Raw genomic sequence first — 21,071 nt, 5'->3', positions numbered from 1 at the left:
TTAGAGGGATAACGTTAATGCAGAGAAACGGATAAATACTGTTAAAAAGAAAACAATTGCTGATCTGAATTTATTTTTGTTGGTATTCGCGAATGCTGGGCATTTTATCTAAGTTTGTGAAAAATAACCTTTTATGATACTACAATCCTTAATTGCTGAATTTGAACAAGAGGTAAAAAGCACAAGAAAATTATTACAGGCTGTACCTGAAAAAGATATCAATTACAAACCCTCTCCAATTTCATGGACAATGGGCGAACTTGCACAGCATATTGCCACGATATATTACTGGTATGTAGGAACACTCAGCCAAGATGTATATGATTTGGCAGCTGATCACCTTGGGCGTGGAGAGCCTGCAGACATCAAAACTACTCTTGATCTTTTTGAGAAAAACGTTGAAAAATCCAGGGCTGCACTGAACGCGACTACCGAAGAAAATTTACAGGACCAGTGGACCATGAAAATTGGCGATCGTACCGTGCTTGGCCCGATGCCCCGGAGTATTGTGCTCCGCAGTTTTCTTTTCAATCATGTTTATCACCATCGTGGCGAAATGGTCGTTTACTTGCGCGCCACCGGCAATAAAGTACCAGGTCTTTACGGACCAACGTACGAAGAAAATCCCGGAAGTAAGTAGCTAATCGAATCAATCAGTTATTTCCTCCAAAAGAGCAACAGTACACCAAAGATAGGGAACTTGCCCATAGTAGTCGCGGTAGTCGCCTTTGTCATTCTTTTTATTCGTTCCGACACAAACCTCAGTTACATCTCCTTGCTCATTAATGTAGGATACTAAGGCCATCCGTGTTTAACCCCTGTAATGAATGCGTATGTAAAGAAAGGAAAAAGAAGGGACAAAGTGAAGAATCTCTTCCGCATAACATGAAATTTTAAATTGTCCAACATTTCAAGCCATCGCGTTATGAGACGTTACTGTCTGTAAAAAAACACCATTTTCATCCAAAATCGCCTCAAATTTTATGATCTACAACTTAAATTAAGTGGTAATGTAAGGCAATCGAGTGTACTTAAAAATTCCCTGATCGTCAAAAAAGATTAACTCAGCAGTACACAAAGTGTCCGAATCCGAACACTTGCCGTCTGAATTCGGACACCTGCTGAAGCAACTGGATATCCATTTTCCCAGTCCCATCATACTTTTCTACATTGGCAAGTTAGTTGTAGCTTTTTTACCGCAATTCAGATAAACGGAAATACCATGATACGGAATCATCTCAAAATCGCCTGGCGGAATCTGAGTAAACACAGACTACACTCCTTCATCCATATTGTTGGTCTGGCAATTGGTGTTGCAGCCTGTCTACTCATTTTCCTATTTGTGCGGTATGAGCTCACCTACGATAAACACAATAAACACCATGACCGAATAGCACGGATAACATCTATTATACATACCCCAGAGTCGGATGACTTATCCCTTGCCACCTCCCCTTACCCCCTTGCTGACGCGTTATTACGCGAGTATCCTGAAGTCGAGGCCGTTGTACGCCTCGAATCATCACCGGCAGCGATAAGCTATGAAAATGAGTTGATCAGTGAACCAGGCTTTTACCAAGCCGATCAAAGCATCTTCTCTGTATTTTCGTTTTCGGTAATAGCCGGAAACGAGGTTGATGCGTTGACGATGCCAAACAGTATCGTGTTGACCGAAAGTATGGCAAACAAATATTTCAACATGCCGGAGCATGCCCTTGGGCAAACGATTATCTGCGACGGACAACCCAAGCGGGTTACTGCAGTCGTAGCAAATCAACCCGCCAACTCAGATCTCCATATTAAAGGCTTACTTTCAGCAAACTTTTCCGAAACAACTTCTTGGATGGAAGACGATTTCCCGGTATATACCTTCGTCCTTTTTAGAGAACAGGTGAATTTGCGGCTCTTCGAGCAATCATTGGAACGTCTGGCCAAGCAATATGTACAACCTGAGCTGGATGAATGGGGCGCAACGGGTTACCGTGCACGCTTCTTGGTTGAGGCACTTGCAGATGTACATTTCAGCCAAGGAAAGCAGATGGATACACCTAAGGGCAACAAGCTATTCAACTATGTCTTCTTTTTATTGGCATTATTCATCTTAGTTATTGCGCTACTTAACTATATCAACCTATCTACCGCCAAAGCGGCAGAACGAGGGAAAGAAGTGGGTGTTCGAAAAGTAAGCGGTGCCCGATGGTTACAATTGATAAGTCAATTTGTTATCGAATCATTTCTACTTATCGGATTGGCTTGGACTGTTGCCTTTGGACTCGTGCTGCTGCTAATTCCTTATTTCAATCATCTGCTCGATACAAAACTTTCATTCCGTTTGCAGGACTATATGTTGTTTTTGATCGGCACATTTGTGCTCACGACCGTTCTGACGTCACTTTACCCGGCATTAGTGCTATCAGGCTACAGCCCTATTGATGTATTGAAAGGGAAGCGGGATACAGGCTTGAAGGGCATTTCTTTGCGAAAAAGTATCGTTGTGGTGCAGTTTGTTATCACCATCGTACTGATAACAAGCACATTAGTGGTATACAGGCAAATGAAATACGTCACAAATGCAGATCAGGCATTTAATGTCCATCAGGCCGTGAGCATAAGGCTTCCCACAGATGAAGTAAATCGAAGTAAGGTGAATGGTCTCTACGAAGCCTTACAACAACTACCCGAAGTACGGTCAATAACCATGGGGAATGGCGTGCAAGGAGAAGACGTCGCACTAGCGACCACTTTAGGTATGAGCAATGGTGAACAACGCCATTTGTTTTGCAATTATTTTTTCGTTGATACTGATTTTGTACCCTTTTTTCAGATCCAATTATTGGAAGGCAGAAACCTATCCGATAGCCTTCTTACGGATAAGCAGCAAGCATTTTTGGTAAATGAGGCTTTTGTTCGTGTTATGGGATGGTCTGACCCGATAGGCCAGCCTTTGGAGACGGGATTTGACCGTAAAGGAGAGGTAGTGGGCGTCGTAAAGAATTTCTACTACCAATCCATGCATAACCTGGTAGAACCCTTGGTTATGATCTATCGGACGGACGCACCTTGGTTTATTTCTATAAAAATACAACCAAAAGATTTAGTTAAGGTAAAGACATTATGGCATCGTCTCTTTCCAGATAAAGTTTTTGACTATATTTTTTTGGACGATGCGTACGCGGCACAATATCGAAAAGATACCATAACCATGTATCTATTTAGCTATTTCACTTTACTGGCCATACTAATTTCCTCCCTTGGTTTATATGGCTTGGTGGCCTTGATGACGACAAGACGAATAAAAGAAATTGGTATCCGGAAGGTACTGGGTGCATCGGTGGCGGGAATGGTGGCGTTGCTGTCAAAAGACTTTGTTAAACTGGTGCTTGCTGCTGTTTTAGTTGCAGTGCCCATAGCTTGGTGGGCAGCAAGCAGTTGGTTGAATAGCTTCGCCTACCGCATTGAGGTAGAATGGTGGATGTTTACCGTAGCCGGATTAGCTGCGCTGGTGATTACGTTGCTGACAGTAAGCTGGCAAGCAATAAAGGCGGCGATAGTAAATCCAGTAGATTCCTTACGCGATGAATAAAACTGCATAATAGTGAAATAAAAGAAAGTAGTTAATAGGTAAGCCAAAATTAAATTCAATTATATAGTGAGGCTTAGAGGCCATTACTTCCGCTTTGCGAAAATAGAAGAAAGAAATAAACCAGACCTAGGGTTGTCTTATGACGAAGACTTAGACATGGGAATGTGATAGAATCTCTATATATCCATCCGTTCCATGCACGTGAATTCGTTGCCTATCTTTTATCAGTTTCATAGCATTTTCACCTCTGACAACTGCTGGTAACCATATTCATGCGATAACTGCTCAATGGGTCATCAGCCCACCAACTTGGGTAACTAGGCCTTTTATGGATACAAACAATGGTGTCCAACATCTCCCAAGCGGGAATCCATGTTCTGTTATTGCAAAAGTATTCAAGAACTATCCCTACTCTTCTTTTTCAATCATCCGTACAATATCTTTTAAATCTTCCGCAGTGATTTTTTCTTCTTTTGCAAAGAAACTCACAAGTTCTTTATAGGAGTTTTTAAAATAGTCGCTCACGAAATTTTTCATGAATAGCGTTTTGTATTGTTCTTCAGGAACAACTGACTCATACCGATAGGCATTTGCATATTTTACCCCTTTAATATACCCTTTCTTCTCCAGATTCTTGACGGTAGAAGCTAAGGTTGTATAAGGTAATTTGGAATCATCTAAATGGTTGAGTAATTCCTTGACGAAACCGCCATTTAACTGCCATATAGCCTGCATAGCTTGCTCCTCTGCAAAACTTAACTTTTCTAAAAATATTTTATTGCTTTTTTTTGTCATGTTTTTTTGTACTAATGTTGATACGGTCACGTTGTTGTTTTACATCTTTTATCACGTCAATGCTCGCAATAGCTTTCGGATCAAGCGCGCCCTTTTCTTCCCATGTTGCTTTTTTACCATCAATATATAAATCAATCTTCTTTTCATCAATCTGTTTTTTAACATCGACATCCACCTCTACTTGCTTATCTTTTTCTCGTGTTGGCGAAGTCGGAACTTTTCCTTCTTCTGGACGGCGCTGTTCAATGGACTCACTTTTTATTTCCTGAGCGGCTTTTTTTGTGCTTACCAGAATTACGCCATGCTTTCCTTTCTTACCATAGCGCTCGATGGCAGAAGTATTTTTAAGTACCTCTATTGAGCTTATCTCGTTTGGATCTATGCTGTTTATGTCTCCCTCATATTCTTTTCCATCCAAAATATATAAGGGATCAGCCCCACCACCTTTTATTCGAATGGTGCTGGCTTTTTGAGATCTTTTCGTCGTATCCGCGTGCGTTTTACTTTCCATTTCAGCAGAATCTTTTAATTTTTGTTCTTTCGCCCTCGTGGTAACAAATGCCACACCATAGGCAGCTTTTTCTCCATAGATGGCTTTGGCTTCTACTGATTTCACGACAGAGATCGATTCAGTATCTTCAGGCTTCGGCATTTTTTCACTCTCTTTTTTGGGAATGCCATCTATAACGTAGAGCGGTTTTTGCCCTTCCAGCGTATCCAGTTTTAAGGTATCCATCAACGATTGCTGAGGTTCAGCACCGTAGCCGACCACGTGTAACGCATCCTGGAAAGCAAGTGATTTATTAATGGTTAAAACAACCGCTAGCAGAAGCGGGGCCGAAAGAATATATTTGCTAAGGAGCAATTTCGAAGATTTTTTTTTATTCATCATAGCGATTCTATTTTTAAGTGATTTTAGCTTGAAGTAATTGTTTGCTAAAACTGGGTTGGGCTGGCCCAATAGATTAACTAAACTATGTTGATAACGCCTTTTATCTGCGCCATTGGCGAGCACGCGGCGATCAGTCAGGTATTCAAGATTCTCTTTAACAGCATATCTTAACAACCAGACCACGGGATTATACCATAGTGCAATGCTGGTCAACTCGATGAGCAATACATCAACTGTATGAAGCTCTTTGACATGCACAGTTTCATGTACCAGGATATTTTCTAATTCTTCTTCCGAATGAAGCCGTGGATTGATATAGATGGATTTCCAGAAGGAAAAGGGATTCACATAATCTAGGATCTCAAGGAATTCGTATGCATGGTATTGCGTAAGATGAGCGTAGCGATGGATGCGCGCAAGAGAGAAAAGACGTACAAAAAGCAACCCCAAAAGCATGCTGCCAACACCTGTAATTAGCCAGGTCAACCACATCCAATTGTTATCAGGGGTTTCTTCGGCTCGAAAGATCTGCGACCATCTAATGGTACCATCAATAGCGACTTCTACATGGCGGGGCGCTGTGAACAGTTGTTGCCAATCGATTGTTGGAAATGTAAAAGAAAAGAGCACAGCAAAAATAAAATAAAAGCGGTTGAGTTGATAGAAGGTCAGTCTTCGAAAAAAAACAATGTAAAAGACGTAGAATAGGGTAAGTGCTCCGTTCACTTGCACCAAATAATGAATCCATTCATTCATAATAAAGACAATTAACACAACTTAAATACGTTTATATCGTAAAGTTACGAATATTTCGTAAATAAAAAAGTTTTTTGCCCTTTTTATTATCGTCCGGATAAAAATGCCCGACAGACAATATGGAAAGCCTTTATTTTTTAATAAAAGATTTCAATTGTGGTGAATCATTTGTTCTGGCTATCCGACATATTTGAACTAAACCAGCGTGCGGTTTCCTTTATGCCCTCTTCATAAGATGTAGGGACAAAATTAAACGCTCTTTCAAATTTTGAAGAATTAAATACAAATGGGAATTCATCCTGATAGTTCATTTCGTATGCCTCGCGCATAAAAGCATTAAACCATCCTATTACACGCAGAAGCCATTTTGGGACGACGATGATATCCGGTTTTGCACCAAAATGACCGCCGGCTAAACGTACGAACTCTTCGCCGGTAAGCGGCTTAGCAGTAGGCAAATGCCATATCTGCCCGAATGATTGCTCATCTTTTGCAAGCATGTACAATGCCCGAGCGGCATCCGGAACGTAATTGAATGATCGAGGTACGTGGGCATTTATAGGCCATTGCGCTTTTTTGCCTTTCAATAGGTTGGCAAAGACGTACACTCCCGGCGCACTTTTATCGGTTACGCTAGGGCCGTAAAAATCAACTGCTCGGGCAATAGTTGCTTTTATCGTACCTTTGCATATTGCTGATTCCAATATATTGGCAATTTCTGCTCTAATCTCGCCTTTTTTACTGCATGGATTGTATGATGTGTTCTCGGTGATTATGCCATTCTGTTTCCCGTACATATAGGCGTCATCAAAGAAAATCAGCTTAGCTCCGTGTTCCTGGCAGGCTTCGATAACATTACACATAATAATCGGCCATTGTTCTTCCCAAATACTAGCCTTATACTGCAAGCCGACCGTCAAATATACTATAGACGATCCTTTTACCGCGTGATGAACCTGTTCGGGGTGTAATAAATCAGCTGCCAAACAGCTTGTTCCGTTAACAGGATTTGGATTTCTGGAGACTAACCTAACGGTTTCCCCATTTTTCAGTAAAACCGGCACCAATGCTTTGGCGATTGTGCCATTTGCGCCTAGAATGGTATGGATATTCATCTTATTGCCTTTTGTAAATTTTTAATAACACAAAGTTGTCCATTAACAACCTCGTAAAATTGTAGGAAAACGAAATTATTCTACATAATTTTGGAAAAAACGAATAGCAGCTATCAAGAAACAAATAATAACCCATGGCAATTATTAGTAAGAGAGTTCCTGTTGATGATAGATTATTAGACGTTTTACTTCATTTTATTACTATTCAATCTGAAAAGGATGAAGAAAAACAGCTTTTTCACCTTTCACCGACGCTGGAATTGATGGTAGTATTCAACTTCGGATCGCCCATTTCGGCTTCTTTCGGCCATTCAAAAGAAAAGCGACAGGTGATTGATCGTATAACTATTCTCGGCCCCATTCGGAAAACACTAAATTATGAACTCAGTGGAAAGGTGGACGTACTTGCTTTACCATTCATGTACGATGGCGTCTACCGACTTCTACCGGATCTTCAGGTAAATAAACATGTTGCCAAGATCGACAAGACCGTGTTAGAGGCTTATATCAACGGGCTTGAACCTATTTGGGAAAAGCTTACCAAGGAATCCTCAACTGTAGACCGTATTGCCCTACTTACCGATTTTCTATTGAATGGAGGGCTTGCCAAACGCGATATAGAATTAAAACCCCTTATGGCCGCAGAAGCAGACGTGCATGTGCGCAGCATCAATCCGGTAAAATCCATGGCAAATAAAGCTTCGCTATCCGATAGAACGGTACAATTACGTTTCCAGAAATATGTAGGTTATTCACCAAAGGAACTTATCCGTTTTTTACGGTTTAAACTGGTTGTGGTGTTTATCAGAGAACAGGCATTACCGATTGATTGGTTTGATATCATCGTCAAGTTTGAGTATCATGACCAGAGCCATCTTATCAAAGACTTTAAGTACTACACGGGTTTATCACCCCGACAATTCTTAAAAGTATGCAAAGGAGATAATTTTTGCATGAACCATCCATAGTTAGCTACGGCACCATTTCGTTTTTTTACAATTTTAGCTTTTACCACCCCGGTAGTTTTGCATCGTTTTAAAGATTTTACGATGCTACAACAATTAAAAATTTTCACTTTTATGCTAAAGCCGCCTTCCATGAAGCGGTACATCACTCTGCTCTTCCTCGCGTTGATAAGCCTCCCAGCTGCAAGCCAGCAGAAAATCACCATAAGTGGGCACATTAAAGACCACGCAACAGGCGAAGCCTTAATCGGAGCCACCATACAGGTGCAGATGCAAGGAAAAAAAGTCAGCACTCTGAGTAATGCCTACGGTTTTTATTCCCTCACCGTACCTGTAGGAAGTAACGACCTGGTAGCGCGCTTTGTAGGTTTTATAGAACAACAGCTAACCGTCAATCTGCAGGCCGACACCCTGCTTAACTTTCAGTTGCGGCTTCAGGACCAGCAGCTCGATGAAATTGAAGTGGTATCCACCAGAGAGGTAGACCCCATTGCCAGCCCCCAAATGGGTGTAAATAAGATCAGTGCCACAGAGATCAACCGCATGCCTGTGCTATTTGGTGAACGCGACTTAGTGAAGGCGCTACAGCTCATGCCCGGTGTAAAAGATGGGGGCGAAGGAAATGGCGCCATGTTTGTACGTGGTGGTGGTGCCGACCAAAACCTCGTGCTTCTTGATGAGGCCTTGGTATACAACCCAGACCATTTGATGGGCTTCTTCTCTACGTTCAATACCGACGCAATCAAGGACGTTACGCTATACAAGGGTAGCATGCCTGCAACATATGGCGGAAGACTATCCTCGGTACTCGACGTACGTATGAAAGAAGGTGACAACCAAAATTACAAAGTAAACGGCGGTATCGGTTTGATTTCATCACGTTTGAATGTAGAAGGTCCGATCGTGAAAAACAAAGGTTCTTTTCTTATGAGTGGCAGACGAACCTATGCAGACTTATTTTTGCGGGCAAGCTCCGATCCAAACGTGAACAACAACCAGCTCTACTTCTATGATCTCAACCTGAAAGCTAACTACACATTGAGCAGTAAAGACAAACTGTATGTCTCCGGATATCTGGGAAGAGATAGGTTAGGGTTGCGCGACTTATTTGGTCTCAACTGGGGAAATAGCTCAGCAACGCTACGGTGGAACAGACAGGTCAGTCCGAAAGTATTCTCCAACGCGAGCCTTATATATAGTGACTACCGTTACGACATTGACCTGAACACGGCATCCGTTGATGGGAGTATCAAATCGCGAATACGCGACATGAACCTTAAAGAAGAACTGAGTATTTACGCCAATGGAAATAATACGATCACTGTGGGCTTTAACACGATGTACCATCACATTAATCCCGGTCACTACTCGGGCGCCATCACACTAGAAAATATTCCTTCGAATTACTCCCTCGAAAACGCGGTATATGCCAGTAATTCCTGGAAAGCTTCTGATCGGCTTTCCGTTGACTACGGTCTTCGGGTAAGCGCCTTCTCGGTGCTTGGCGGCGAGCAAGAATTTTATACCCTCAATGAGAACGATCAGATCATTGGCATCAACACCTACAGTAGCGGACGGATCGTGCAAACCTACATCAACCCTGAGCCTCGGTTATCGGCTGCATTCACTCTTAATGAGATCTCATCGATAAAAGCTTCCTACACCCGTAATGCCCAATACCTGCACCTGATTTCCAATACCGGTGCCGGGAATCCTACCGATAAATGGGTGCCGGTAAACAATAACATCCGGCCTGGAACAGCAGATATGTTCGCTGCCGGCTATGTACGGCAGTTTGACCAAGCCAACTACACATTCAGCGCCGAGAGCTATTACAAAAACATGCACCGACAAATAGACTATAAAGACGGTGCAAATATACTCAGTAATGAACCTATTGACCCCCAACTACTTTATGGCCGCGGAAGAGCTTACGGAGTGGAACTACTGCTTCGAAAGAACACGGGTAAACTAACCGGGTGGTTGGGTTATACACTGTCTAGAACGGAGTTGCAGATCGACGGCATTAATGGCGGCAACTGGTACAACGCACGTCAAGACCGCACCCACGATATTTCAGTTGTGGCCATGTACCAACTGAGCAAAAAGTGGAATCTGTCTGCCGTATGGGTATATAACACGGGCAATGCTGTCACCTTTCCTAGCGGAAAATACCGCTCTGATGGGCAGGTTGTATACTATTACACGGAAAGAAACGGTTACCGCATGCCGGCCTACCATCGCTTGGACCTTAGTGCCACTTATACGCTACAGTCTAAAAAACGCTACAGCTCCGAGCTAAACTTTGGGCTGTACAATGCCTACGGACGAGCAAATGCTTTAGCCATTAGCTTCCGCGAAAGCCCTGACGACCCTGATCGTACCGAAGCGCTTCGGACAGCACTCTTCAGGTTTGTACCATCTATTTCCTATAACTTTAAATTTTAAGATCATGCACCTATCGGTTAAACGGTTATTTGTGGGCTTCAGCCTGCTGACATTAGCTTCCTGCCAGGACGTTATTGATGTCGACCTCAACTCCTCAAACCCCAGATATGTTATCGAAGGCGAAATAAATGATAGCGCTGGACCCTATTATGTACACATTACGCGAAGCAAAAACTTTGATGAAGATAATAATTTCCCGGTTGTGGGTGATGCCATTGTGACGGTGACCGACGTGGAGGAAGATATCACGGAGAGACTACAATTCGTTGATGGTGTGTACCGGACCTCTTCGCTGAGCGGTGAACCTGGCCATACCTATCATTTGGAAGTAAGAACAGCCGACCAAGTATTCACGGCCAGTTCAACCATTCCCGAGCAAGTAATCGGAATAGACAGTCTTTACATCAGAAGTTCAGAATGGGATGCCAACGAATTTTTTGCCACTGCCAATTATGTAGATCCGGAGGGCAGAGGAAATCATTACCGTTTTCGCCAGTGGATCAATGGACGGCTGATGGGTCTCTCCATTGTCACCAATGACGATTTTAATGACGGTCGATTAAATACACTTATCCTGGACTATAACATCGAAGAGGACAGTGGACGTCCACCGATCCAAACGGGCGATCACATCCGAGTAGAAATGCAGTGTATCGATAAAGCCGTTTATGACTACTACCGCACCCTGGAAAATGCGGGTGGCGGAGATGGTGGCGGTTGGCATAGCCCTGCAAATCCGGTGGGAAATATCAAAGGTGGTGCTTTGGGTGTGTTCAATGCCTGTAGCCATTCTTTTAAAGAAATTCGCGCAGAATAAGGGCTAAATAAAATAATTAACACAGATCAACTCCAAACAAAAATCTTCATCTATGAAAAATAAAATCACACTCGTTATCGGCCTCGTGGCTGCAATGCCCCTTATGAACAGCTGCGGGGTTATATTTGGTGGAAGCAAATATCAAGGATTGATTATCGCAAAAGACCGACCGAAGGCTACCATTTTTGTGAACGATGAAAAAGCAGGTGTAGGGCAAGTTACGAGCTTATACAAAAGAAATCGCCCCCTAAAGATAGAGCTCAAAGAAGAGGGTCATGAGTCTGTAGTCAAAAATTTCGACAACAGGTTGAGAACCGGCAATTTCATTTTATCCGTGGTAACTTCATGGGTAGTAGGTATTGCTGTTGATTTGGGAACAGGCGCTGCTTATAAACCTGATCACAAAGGGGATCCGAACATCCAGAAATTGAGCACCAAAAACTTTTCTTTCACCGTCGATAGTTTAACGGAGGAAAACGAAACGAAATAATAATCGAAGGTGTGTGTTCCCTCACACGACGAAGCGGGAAACTCTACCGAATTTATTAACCTGGGTTCATTGTTTGCTACGCCTGAACTCTTGATCTTTGTAAAAAAAAGAAGATGCCAGAGATTATTTTACCAATCGTTTTTTGTGTCGCGCTGCTTATACTGAAAATCAAACACAAAACCTATCAATTCGCCTTATCAGCAAGGATTGCGATGGCGGCTATGTTGATAATTACTGCTATTGCCCATTTTGTTTTCACAAAGGGAATGTCCATGATGCTTCCTGATTTTATACCTTACAAAACAGAGCTGGTTTACTTGACAGGGATTATAGAAGCTATGGCAGCAGTTGGAATATTAATATCAAAATACCAAAAGCTTACGGGATTGTTATTGATCGTCTTTTTTGTATTGGTTATTCCGGCAAATATATACGCTACCTTAAAACATGTAGATATGGAAAATGCAACATTTGAGGGGGATGGCCCTAACTACCTTTGGTACAGGATTCCACTGCAAGCGTTTTTTATTGCATGGGTTTATTTTTCCTCCATAAAACCCGTTGAAGGTAAAAAAAAGACTTGAGTAAAAACATAGCAGAAGCTGTTGCGCATCAGAAAAGAACACTGGAAAAAGCATAATACCTATATAATAAATTTGGCATTTTTCACCATTTTTTTAATCCTGGGAGTTTCTATCATATAACTAAAACTACAATGACTCACTTTATATTGCTAGTATGTTCGTTGGATTATAAAAACCTATCGATCATTTCCATGCCTATGCTTTCGTAAAAACCGGTTGCGCTTTCTGACAACTGAAGAATTAATTTGCATTCATTTCCCGCTTTCTCTTTCGTGAGTCTGACTAGCTCTTTTCCGATTTTACTATTCCTGTGACTCTTGTCCACACAAATATCCGACAGATAGAATAATGCAATAATTTTCTTCGACCCCTTCTGTCTTTAACAGCCCGAATTCAATACCTTCACATTTTTTAACACCTTACCTTACCAAGTAAGTAGCGTATGATCCAAATCGCTCGATTACCTCTATATCATCTTTACAACATTTTGTAGGATATTATCAAAAGCTTTTTACTCCAATTTTTCTTATGTAATTTCAGCTTTAGTAGACCTATATACACAATAACAGAAAAACTGATTTACCCAATTTCGGGACAAAATAATTAAAAATGGAAAGAGTGGTAGCTCATTATTACATAGAAACCCCTTTGGCCCCTGAGCACGCAGCAGCGGTCTTAGCTGGCGAACAATCCTCGGGCACTTTTGTGCCTATACCTGGCGAAACCGATGAACTAAAGCAAAGGTTCGCTGCAAAAGTCGAGGCCATTGACTTATTGGATGCCGTTAAAGAACCGGCAATGCCTGGAATAGCAAACAACGGAAAACTATATCAAAGAGCCCATATTAAAGTTTCGTGGTCCGTGGAGAACTTTGGCAAGAACCTTCCTGTAATGATCTCTACTTTACAGGGAAACCTTTATGAACTGACGCAATTTACTGGCTTAAAATTGATGGACATAGAGCTTCCCTTATCCCTTACCCAACATTTTAAAGGTCCGGAATTCGGTATAGAAGGAACGAGAAAACTCACGGATGTATACCACAGACCATTAATTGGAACCATAGTCAAACCTAGTATAGGGCTCACACCAGAACAAACCGCAGACATTGTACAGTTATTGATAGATGCGGAAATAGATTTCATCAAAGATGACGAACTTCTTTCATCAGCTGCAAACTCTCCTTTTGATAAACGGGTAGATGCGGTCATGAAAATCATTAACGATCATGCAGATAAAACAGGAAAAAAGGTTATGTATGCCTTTAACATCAGCGATGAAATCGACACCATGCAACGGAATTACGATAAGATTGTAGCCTCTGGTGGCACTTGTGCCATGATCAGCCTCAATAGCATAGGCATTTCGGGTGTCAAAAAGCTTTGTGATAACAGACAACTTGCCATTCACGGCCATCGTAATGGCTGGGGAATGCTCAATCGACATCCTCTTCTGGGGATAGCATTCCCCGCGTACCAAAAATTATGGAGATTGGTCGGTGTGGACCAAATTCATGTGAATGGCTTACAAAATAAATTCTGGGAATCGGATGACTCCGTCGTCAGGTCTATCCAATCCTGTCTAGCGCCTATTGTAGGAACAAAAACCATTTTACCTGTTGTTTCGTCAGGACAATGGGGTGGGCAGGCACCAGAAACTTATCGCAGAACAAAAACCACAGACCTACTATACATGGCTGGCGGCGGTATTCTGGGACATCCCGCTGGAGCTGCCGGTGGTGTAAAAGCACTGCAGCAGGCCTGGGAAGCGGCGATAGCTGGACTCTCTATCGAGGAAGCGGCTAAACGTCATCCAGCATTTGCGCAATCTGTGGCCAAATTTGGAAGAAAGCAATGACAAATGAAAACAGACTATTCCTGGCTTTTTACGGTGATGATTTTACCGGATCTACTGATGCACTCGATTTTCTTTGTAAAGCAGGTATAGAAACTGTTTTATTCATAGACACCCCAAGTGAAGAAAGGCTGAAAAAATTTGAAGGTATAAAGGCCATCGGTATTGCAGGAACAAGCCGGAGCATGACTCCCGAAGCAATGGAAAAAGAGTTAAATAAATCTTTTACCGCTTTACGGGAAATCAACCCAATACATGTGCACTACAAAGTTTGTTCGACTTTTGATTCAGCACCTCATATAGGGAGTATTGGAAGAGCAATAGATACCGGACTAGAAATATTTGGAAACCAACCCTTGCCACTGTTAGTGGCTGCGCCGGCGTTGGGAAGATATTGTGCATTCGGAAACCTGTTCGCAAGGATGGGTATAGGAGGCGGTGGGAAGATCTATCGTTTAGACAGGCACCCCGCTATGCGCAAACACCCTATTACCCCTTCAGATGAAAGTGACCTGCAACTGCATCTATCCAAACAGACTTCCAAATCCATTGGACTTGTCGACGTCCTTGATCTGGAAAAAGGTGAAGAACACTGTTTAAAAAAACTTGAAAGTCTAGTAAAAGATTCGGCAATTATTTTATTTGATTCTTTGAATGAATCTCACTTGACATTGGTGGGCGCTTTAATAGAAAAGAGGAGAAAAAAAGGTAAAGCACTCTTCTCGGTTGGTTCATCTGGAGTAGAAATGGCATTGGGTAGCTATCTGAATACCCAAAAAACCATTAAAAGCAAACAAGATTGGCCACAGCCTGAGCCAGCCTCTCCCCTGTTAGTTGTTTCTGGAAGTTGTTCTCCAATAACAGCTGAACAAATAAGCCATGCCTTAGCTAATAATTTTGCTGAGATTGAGCTAAACACAGATCAGTTAGCCTCCAACGAAAACCATAGCAAACTGGTTGACCGTTATGTGCAACAAGCAGTAGCGTTACTACATCAGGGGCAGCACCTGATTATCCATTCGAGTAAAGGGCCGGATGATGACAGACTACATTCGGCATCCAAACTCTTAATGTCTTCAAATAAAAGCTCGGCTAATGTTTTTGGAACGGCGTTGGGATTAATCGTTAATGGTATATTGTCCCGGATTCAATTAAAAAGGTTAGTAATTGCTGGTGGTGACACTTCTGGTTTTGTTGCTAAAACCATGGGGATAGAAGCTATTGAAATGTTATGCCCTTTTGCCGTCGGAGCACCGATGTGCAAAGCTCATACCGTTATCGGATATCCCGCAAATGGTATTGAAATAAATTTTAAAGGCGGACAAGTGGGTGCAAAAGATTATTTCATTAAGGCCGTAATGAATAGGTGAACAGTATGAGTTAGAAAATTTATGCAAGCTTCATCACCTTTAAAAGGTACCACTAACGAAAATGAGCTCATTAACCCAGTGTAACGGGCCCATCAATATCTTTTGAGAACAAACATTTATGAATCATGCCTTCTAAGGCATACCAATATTAATAATGTAGACAGATGAAAAATAAAACATTAGGATTAGTACATACGTCAGCAACATTAGTTCCCGTATTTCAACAGCTTTGTCAAGAACACTTACCTGATGTAAGCGTATTCAACATGGTGGATGATAGCCTGATCAAAGATGTTATAGCTAAAGGCGAGCTAACGCCAGCTACTGCGAAAAGAGTGGTCAATCAGATAACTTCTGCAGAGCAAGCAGGCGCCGATTTCATCTTGGTTACTTGCTCTTCCATTGGCAAAGCCGTGGAAACGGCTGATACCTTAAGTAATGTGCCGGTTATTCGAGTAGACTTGGCCATGGCGAATGAAGCGGTAAAGATTGGAAAAAGAATAGGTATTATCGCAACATTGCCCACTACACTGGAACCTACAGCAGACCTGGTGTTAAGGAGAGCTGCGCTTGCTGATACAGACATCACATTGATCTGCAGGTTATGTGAAGGAGCTTTTGAGGCATTAATGAGTGGAGATTCAGAACGACATAATAAAATGGTAAGCAGCGCTTTAAAAGAGTTAAATCATGAAGTTGATGTCATTTTACTCGCCCAGGCATCCATGGCCAAGGTCGTTGATACACTCCCCGAAGAAGACAAAAAGGTGCCAATATTGTCGAGTCCAGCGATGGCTATAAAATACTTAGCAACCACTATTTATTAAATTTTGTACGCAAAACCAGGGAAACTTAAGTTGCAGAATGATCCACACGAAGCTTGTAAACTTATCTATATAACTATCTAAACCCGTTTCTAAGATGAATACAATCCGAAAAGTAGCTTTGCTAACAGCTGGGGTTTCCTTTGTGATCTTCCTCCCTGCCGTACTTATGGGCCATCAGCAATTATGGCAGGCAATGGCCGTAACTAGCAGTATAGCGGGGAGCATTGGGCTAGGCGCTATCCCTGTACTCCAGGGCTATCAATATACGGCATGGGTTATATCGGCAGTTGTATGTGGAATGATTTATCCGGAACAATTGCTTCATATCGGATCTGTTGATATGCGCAACAAATGGCTTATTTTGTTTATCATTCAACTGGTGATGTTTGGAATGGGTATGAAGATGAGCATTAAAGATTTTACGGGAATTGCTAAATCCGGTAAGGGAGTAGTTGTAGGTCTACTGAGCCACTTTACCGTTATGCCTCTGATGGGCTTTCTATTGACCAAGATCTTTCATTTCGACATGGAAATAGCCGCAGGTATCATCTTAATAGGATGCTGTTCCAGCGGCTTGGCATCTAATGTAATGACCTATATCGCGAGAGGTAACCTCGTACTTTCTGTAACCGTAACTGCCATAACCACCATCGCTGCACCAATCATGACTCCCTTCTTAATGAAATTGTTGGCAGGAACCTTAATCGAAGTGAAATTTATCTATATGATGATGGAAATCATTAAGATCGTTATTGTACCGCTAAGTGCTGCATTAATTCATGATTTTCTGAAAACCGCTTCCCTCCATCAAGCCAAAAGGGTAAATAATATCATGCTGTTTGCCCTGCTATGGTTATTGGTGAATCTACTGATATGGAACAAGGTGTTCTATCCCAATCTTTCGTTGCCGCTTTTAGAAACTCTTGAAGTCTGCAATTTTTTTGCGGGCGCTATTGTAATCGGCGTACTTTATCATTTACTCGCTAAAAGAACACCTAAGATAGGTGATTTTATGCCTTATTTATCCATGGCAGGTATCGTGTATTTTACAATGGTTACTACCGCAGCAGGAAGAGATAATCTTCTACAGGTTGGATTCCTATTATTTTTAGCTGCTGTTATACACAATGGGGCCGGTTATTTTTTTGGTTATACCTTCAGCAGGCTCTTAGGATTGAACAAAGCCGATGCCCGTACGCTAGCCTTTGAAGTAGGATTGCAAAATGGTGGCATGGCTACTGGATTAGCGGGAACGATGGGCAAACTGGAAACAGTAGGTCTCGCTGCAGCTATTTTTAGTCCCTGGATGAATATCTCTGGTTCTATCTTGGCAAATTACTGGCGAAAAAAAGAAGAAAAAGTTAAGAAGCAGCAGCAAAACCATAAATCGTTGATGAAAAGTGAACTGATATAAAAATAAGCTTGCTACCGTAAACGCACCTATACTTTTTCCGAGATGGATTTAGGTGTTCATCTATTTCATTAAGTGATTGATATATTCCTCTATACTTTTAATATCCTTATCATCAACTCTGCTCCGTAACATATGGGCGAGTAATTCTGCACCTTCATCGGTAATACCTGTCACTAGCAGCTGGTTCTCATCGTGATAGCGTTCGTCCTTACGCTCAAACAATGTAGTATCATCGAACAGTTTAATAAATCCTTTCTGCTTCAGAAAGCTTGCAACGGTAGCCACTTCTTCGTTTTGATAGCCAGCTATCAGCAGGGGCTCACCATAACCGGAATTTATACCATTTGCTTTTTTAAGGATTTCGATAACCAGATTGATCGTTGTTTTCATTCGTCTATTGTTTATTCGTTTTAGTCTGTATGCCAATGTACTTATGGATCTGTTTTGCAGGTTTTATTTTATCGATGTTTTCTTCTGTTTTTTATGCGTCAACGGTGCCTGCAAGCTCGGTTCATTTGTTAGATAGCCCATCAAAATAATCATTGCTCCGTATGTTTAAAACGGAAGCATTCATGAGACTTCTAAAAACAACCAATTGGTGAATAATGATTGTTTTGATCCTTTTAGATTTCATCACAATAAAGTTATTTACGGCTCATCTGTTCTCAATGGCAGGTCATTGATCTCTCGCCTAGATTGCTGTATATCCTTGGCTTGGTAGCATTTAGTTATCAACTAATAAACAGTGATAAGGTACGATTGTTTGCCCGAAGTCATAGATCTAATTTGAACAAGCAATTTCCAAGTGGCTAATCCAAAGCAAAGTTTTTACATTTGCAAATTAACCCGAAGAACTTTCGAAAAACATGTGCTTGTCGTTCAATCGTTCGTTACAAACATTACAATAGCATAATCGTTATACCGGAAAGAGTTATATGAAGTCATCATCAGAAACAACCAAATCAATAATATTCATCATACTGTTTGTTGTAACAGTACTAATTTTGACTTTTTTTGGACTGAGGAGGACTAATAATAAGCTAGCCGATATAGAAAAGGAAAACACGCGGAGAAGTATAGAATCGGGTTATTAGATGTTAGCACTCAAAACGACCGTAGGAAACTAGGCTGGAAAGTATGCAGCACATTTATTTTTATGATCTACTAAACGCTATTAGCTCTCAAGCTGTCGTTTTTTTCAACCTACAGCTATTTCAGGTCCACCTCACTCATAGGAAACAATAATCTTTCTTTCAAAATTCCCAAGACTGAAAATGCCAGGCGAAGGACTTGCATAACAGTTTCACCAATTTATCCTCAAAGACTTGAAAAGGCAGCATTTGTAACAAAGTCCGTCTGTATAAATCTCAATTACATGCTGGAAGTAAAAAATTTATCAAAAAAATACGGAGCTAACACAGTATTAGCAATTTCTCAGCAAAAATTTAACTCTGGAGTTATTTGGATAAAAGGCAGCAATGGCTCTGGAAAGAGTACCTTGCTTAAAATTCTTGCAGGATTGATTGACTTTAAAGGTATAGTAATTTTTAACGAAAAGGTTAACCTAAGAAAACATCCCATTACTTACCGAAAGTTGGTCAACTTTGCTGAAAGCGAGCCGTTATTCCCTCCGTTTTTTACCGGATGGGATATGATTAATCTTTTTATTAAGGCAAAAAACGGCTCTCTCCAAGCGTTATCACCACTTTTGAACGATTTTAATATGGACGGCTATTTGAACTACGAAATAGAAAGTTATTCAGCTGGAATGTTAAAAAAGCTATCGCTTGTTATGGCTTTTACCGGTACACCGGAACTTATTCTATTGGACGAACCCTTTATTACATTGGATAACGATGCTATTGATAAACTTGCTAGCTGGATAACAAAAACTACCGCAGCAGGAACAAATTTCATTATTACGTCTCATCAAAGTATCCCTTCCATCGTACCTACCAGCAGTATTGTTATTCTTCGAGACAGAAAAATTGAAATAGAAACAGCACAATGTCTTTAGCCAAGTATCTTATAAAATCTTTTGGACAGGAATTCTATAAAATCAACGCTGGGTTTTTAATAGTTTCTTTTATTTTAATAATCGGTTATGGCCTCTTTATAAAAACGGCTGGACACATCCCGACTGGACAGGAACGAACAATTTACCTCATCTTATTGCTCAGCTTTGTTCAGTCACCCATCATCACTTTGATGGCAAGTTCACTATGGCTGATATACACGTTAAAATGCTGGTCATATGTATGGAAGGCGAGCTGCTTGGAAGAACACACCTTTTGGCGATATAGTACAAACGCTCTTCCAATATCGAAACAGTTTACCGCTTGGTGTTTATTCCAACTTTATCTCTTTGTTCCGCTAGTTATTTATTGGCTGCTTGCTACAATTTACGGTTTAATAGTAGGTAATCTGATGATACCTTTACTCACTTGTCTCTATCTGGTAGTTTTAGTTATTTTTAGCGCATTGATATACCTATATCGTTTTAATTTTTCGAAATTCAAGAAAGAGTATCGTTTTAACTTGATGGATCTGGTAAGAGAACTTCCTAAAACTCCCTTTAACGCTTTTTTTTATGAAATCTTTTTAAAACAGAAAACACCTTTTTTCATTACTAAAATACTTTCTTTTACTGCATTGTTTATTTTGCTATCGTCAATTTCCGAAATCGATGAACCTCTACGGTTAACTGCAATAATCGCCATTACGCTGGTTGCCAGTCACTGCATCTTGATTTACTTGGAATATAAATTCTCCCTAAACCATTTGTATTTCATTCAGCAATTGCCCTATAGCAGGATAAGGGTATATGCCCAGCTAATGCTTTCCTATTTCGTACTACTACTTCCAGAGTATCTATGGATATATTTAATGTTCCCCATATCTGTTGTGCTGTTATTTGCACCGCTTAGTTTAACTGGTATGTTACTTATTCGATCTATACTTTATTTTAAATCGGCTGCAATGAGGCCATTTTTAAAAATGACTTTTATATGGTTCAGCATGACTTTGACGTTAATTCTATTCGACTTGGCATGGGCACTGATTTTAATAAACCTGGCTTCTTCCTTTGCCTGTTTCTATTTGATGTTCTACAAACGTTCTCACCTAGCGATCAAATAATTATTTATACATCCGTTGAGATA

General features: G+C 41.1%; 19 protein-coding genes. 13 read left to right on the top strand and 6 right to left on the bottom strand.

All coding sequences use genetic code 11. From position 1 onward, the window contains the following. The first annotated feature begins 133 nt into the window (after positions 1–133). The gene (locus H8S90_RS09635) at positions 134–640 is read left to right on the top strand and encodes a DinB family protein (protein ID WP_187342338.1); all 507 of its coding nucleotides are present in this window, start codon (positions 134–136) and stop codon (positions 638–640) included. A 9-nt stretch (positions 641–649) separates the two neighbouring features. Here H8S90_RS09635 and H8S90_RS09630 read toward each other — a convergent pair whose 3' ends face one another. Then, positions 650–805, bottom strand: coding sequence for a hypothetical protein (locus tag H8S90_RS09630; RefSeq protein WP_222852270.1), 156 nt, complete (start codon positions 803–805; stop codon positions 650–652). 417 nt (positions 806–1,222) lie between these two features. Between H8S90_RS09630 and H8S90_RS09625 the strand changes: the two genes are divergently transcribed. Beyond that, a complete protein-coding gene (locus H8S90_RS09625) occupies positions 1,223–3,583 on the top strand; it encodes an ABC transporter permease (RefSeq protein ID WP_187342337.1) in 2,361 nt (786 codons plus the stop codon). Between the two features lie 408 nt (positions 3,584–3,991). Here H8S90_RS09625 and H8S90_RS09615 read toward each other — a convergent pair whose 3' ends face one another. The 3 genes from H8S90_RS09615 to H8S90_RS09605 form a co-directional block, all read right to left on the bottom strand. Continuing rightward, the gene (locus tag H8S90_RS09615) at positions 3,992–4,378 is read right to left on the bottom strand and encodes a BlaI/MecI/CopY family transcriptional regulator (protein ID WP_187342336.1); all 387 of its coding nucleotides are present in this window, start codon (positions 4,376–4,378) and stop codon (positions 3,992–3,994) included. Next, a complete protein-coding gene (locus H8S90_RS09610; RefSeq protein WP_187342335.1) occupies positions 4,359–6,026 on the bottom strand; it encodes a TonB-dependent receptor plug domain-containing protein in 1,668 nt (555 codons plus the stop codon). The genes H8S90_RS09615 and H8S90_RS09610 overlap by 20 nt, the downstream gene beginning before the upstream one ends. A gap of 164 nt (positions 6,027–6,190) precedes the next feature. Continuing rightward, complete coding sequence (locus H8S90_RS09605; RefSeq protein ID WP_187342334.1) at positions 6,191–7,141, bottom strand: NAD-dependent epimerase/dehydratase family protein; 951 nt, start codon at positions 7,139–7,141, stop codon at positions 6,191–6,193. A gap of 134 nt (positions 7,142–7,275) precedes the next feature. On the opposite strand from H8S90_RS09605, the gene H8S90_RS09600 reads away from it, so the two are divergent. The 5 genes from H8S90_RS09600 (at position 7,276) to H8S90_RS09580 (ending at position 12,445) form a co-directional block, all read left to right on the top strand. Then, on the top strand, positions 7,276–8,109 hold the full coding sequence (locus H8S90_RS09600) for a helix-turn-helix domain-containing protein (RefSeq protein ID WP_187342333.1): 834 nt from the start codon (positions 7,276–7,278) through the stop codon (positions 8,107–8,109). Between the two features lie 129 nt (positions 8,110–8,238). Beyond that, positions 8,239–10,554 carry a TonB-dependent receptor gene (locus H8S90_RS09595; RefSeq protein WP_187342332.1) on the top strand — a complete coding sequence of 772 codons (2,316 nt, stop codon included), beginning with the start codon at positions 8,239–8,241 and terminating at the stop codon, positions 10,552–10,554. Positions 10,555–10,558: 4 nt separating this feature from the next. After that, entirely contained in the window at positions 10,559–11,371 is an 813-nt protein-coding gene (locus H8S90_RS09590; RefSeq protein ID WP_187342331.1) for a DUF4249 domain-containing protein, read from the top strand. 52 nt (positions 11,372–11,423) lie between these two features. After that, positions 11,424–11,861: a hypothetical protein gene (locus H8S90_RS09585; protein WP_187342330.1), complete on the top strand. Its 438-nt coding sequence runs from the start codon at positions 11,424–11,426 to the stop codon at positions 11,859–11,861. Positions 11,862–11,974: 113 nt separating this feature from the next. Beyond that, on the top strand, positions 11,975–12,445 hold the full coding sequence (locus H8S90_RS09580; protein ID WP_187342329.1) for a hypothetical protein: 471 nt from the start codon (positions 11,975–11,977) through the stop codon (positions 12,443–12,445). 166 nt (positions 12,446–12,611) lie between these two features. Here H8S90_RS09580 and H8S90_RS26420 read toward each other — a convergent pair whose 3' ends face one another. After that, positions 12,612–12,785 carry a GNAT family N-acetyltransferase gene (locus tag H8S90_RS26420; RefSeq protein ID WP_370525698.1) on the bottom strand — a complete coding sequence of 58 codons (174 nt, stop codon included), beginning with the start codon at positions 12,783–12,785 and terminating at the stop codon, positions 12,612–12,614. Positions 12,786–13,054: 269 nt separating this feature from the next. On the opposite strand from H8S90_RS26420, the gene H8S90_RS09570 reads away from it, so the two are divergent. From H8S90_RS09570 to H8S90_RS09555, 4 genes are all read left to right on the top strand, one after another. Then, complete coding sequence (locus H8S90_RS09570; protein ID WP_187342327.1) at positions 13,055–14,302, top strand: ribulose-bisphosphate carboxylase large subunit family protein; 1,248 nt, start codon at positions 13,055–13,057, stop codon at positions 14,300–14,302. Then, entirely contained in the window at positions 14,299–15,669 is a 1,371-nt protein-coding gene (locus H8S90_RS09565; RefSeq protein ID WP_187342326.1) for a four-carbon acid sugar kinase family protein, read from the top strand. Before H8S90_RS09570 ends, H8S90_RS09565 begins: the two co-directional genes overlap by 4 nt. Positions 15,670–15,833: 164 nt before the next feature. Beyond that, positions 15,834–16,496 carry an aspartate/glutamate racemase family protein gene (locus H8S90_RS09560; RefSeq protein WP_187342325.1) on the top strand — a complete coding sequence of 221 codons (663 nt, stop codon included), beginning with the start codon at positions 15,834–15,836 and terminating at the stop codon, positions 16,494–16,496. A 94-nt stretch (positions 16,497–16,590) separates the two neighbouring features. Continuing rightward, positions 16,591–17,910, top strand: coding sequence for a bile acid:sodium symporter family protein (locus tag H8S90_RS09555; RefSeq protein WP_187342324.1), 1,320 nt, complete (start codon positions 16,591–16,593; stop codon positions 17,908–17,910). Between the two features lie 60 nt (positions 17,911–17,970). Here the strand turns inward: H8S90_RS09555 and H8S90_RS09550 are convergent, their stop codons facing one another. Further along, entirely contained in the window at positions 17,971–18,300 is a 330-nt protein-coding gene (locus H8S90_RS09550) for a hypothetical protein (protein WP_187342323.1), read from the bottom strand. Positions 18,301–19,285: 985 nt separating this feature from the next. Between H8S90_RS09550 and H8S90_RS09545 the strand changes: the two genes are divergently transcribed. Beyond that, positions 19,286–19,927 carry an ATP-binding cassette domain-containing protein gene (locus H8S90_RS09545; protein WP_187342322.1) on the top strand — a complete coding sequence of 214 codons (642 nt, stop codon included), beginning with the start codon at positions 19,286–19,288 and terminating at the stop codon, positions 19,925–19,927. Beyond that, positions 19,918–21,048 (top strand): hypothetical protein, encoded by a 1,131-nt coding sequence (locus tag H8S90_RS09540; RefSeq protein WP_187342321.1) that lies wholly within the window; start codon positions 19,918–19,920, stop codon positions 21,046–21,048. Before H8S90_RS09545 ends, H8S90_RS09540 begins: the two co-directional genes overlap by 10 nt. Positions 21,049–21,071 lie beyond the last annotated feature (23 nt).

Origin of the sequence: Olivibacter sp. SDN3, assembly GCF_014334135.1 — a bacterium.
Lineage (GTDB): Bacteria > Bacteroidota > Bacteroidia > Sphingobacteriales > Sphingobacteriaceae > Olivibacter.
Note: the sequence above shows the minus strand (reverse complement) of the source record. Positions and strands in the feature narration are given on the sequence as shown.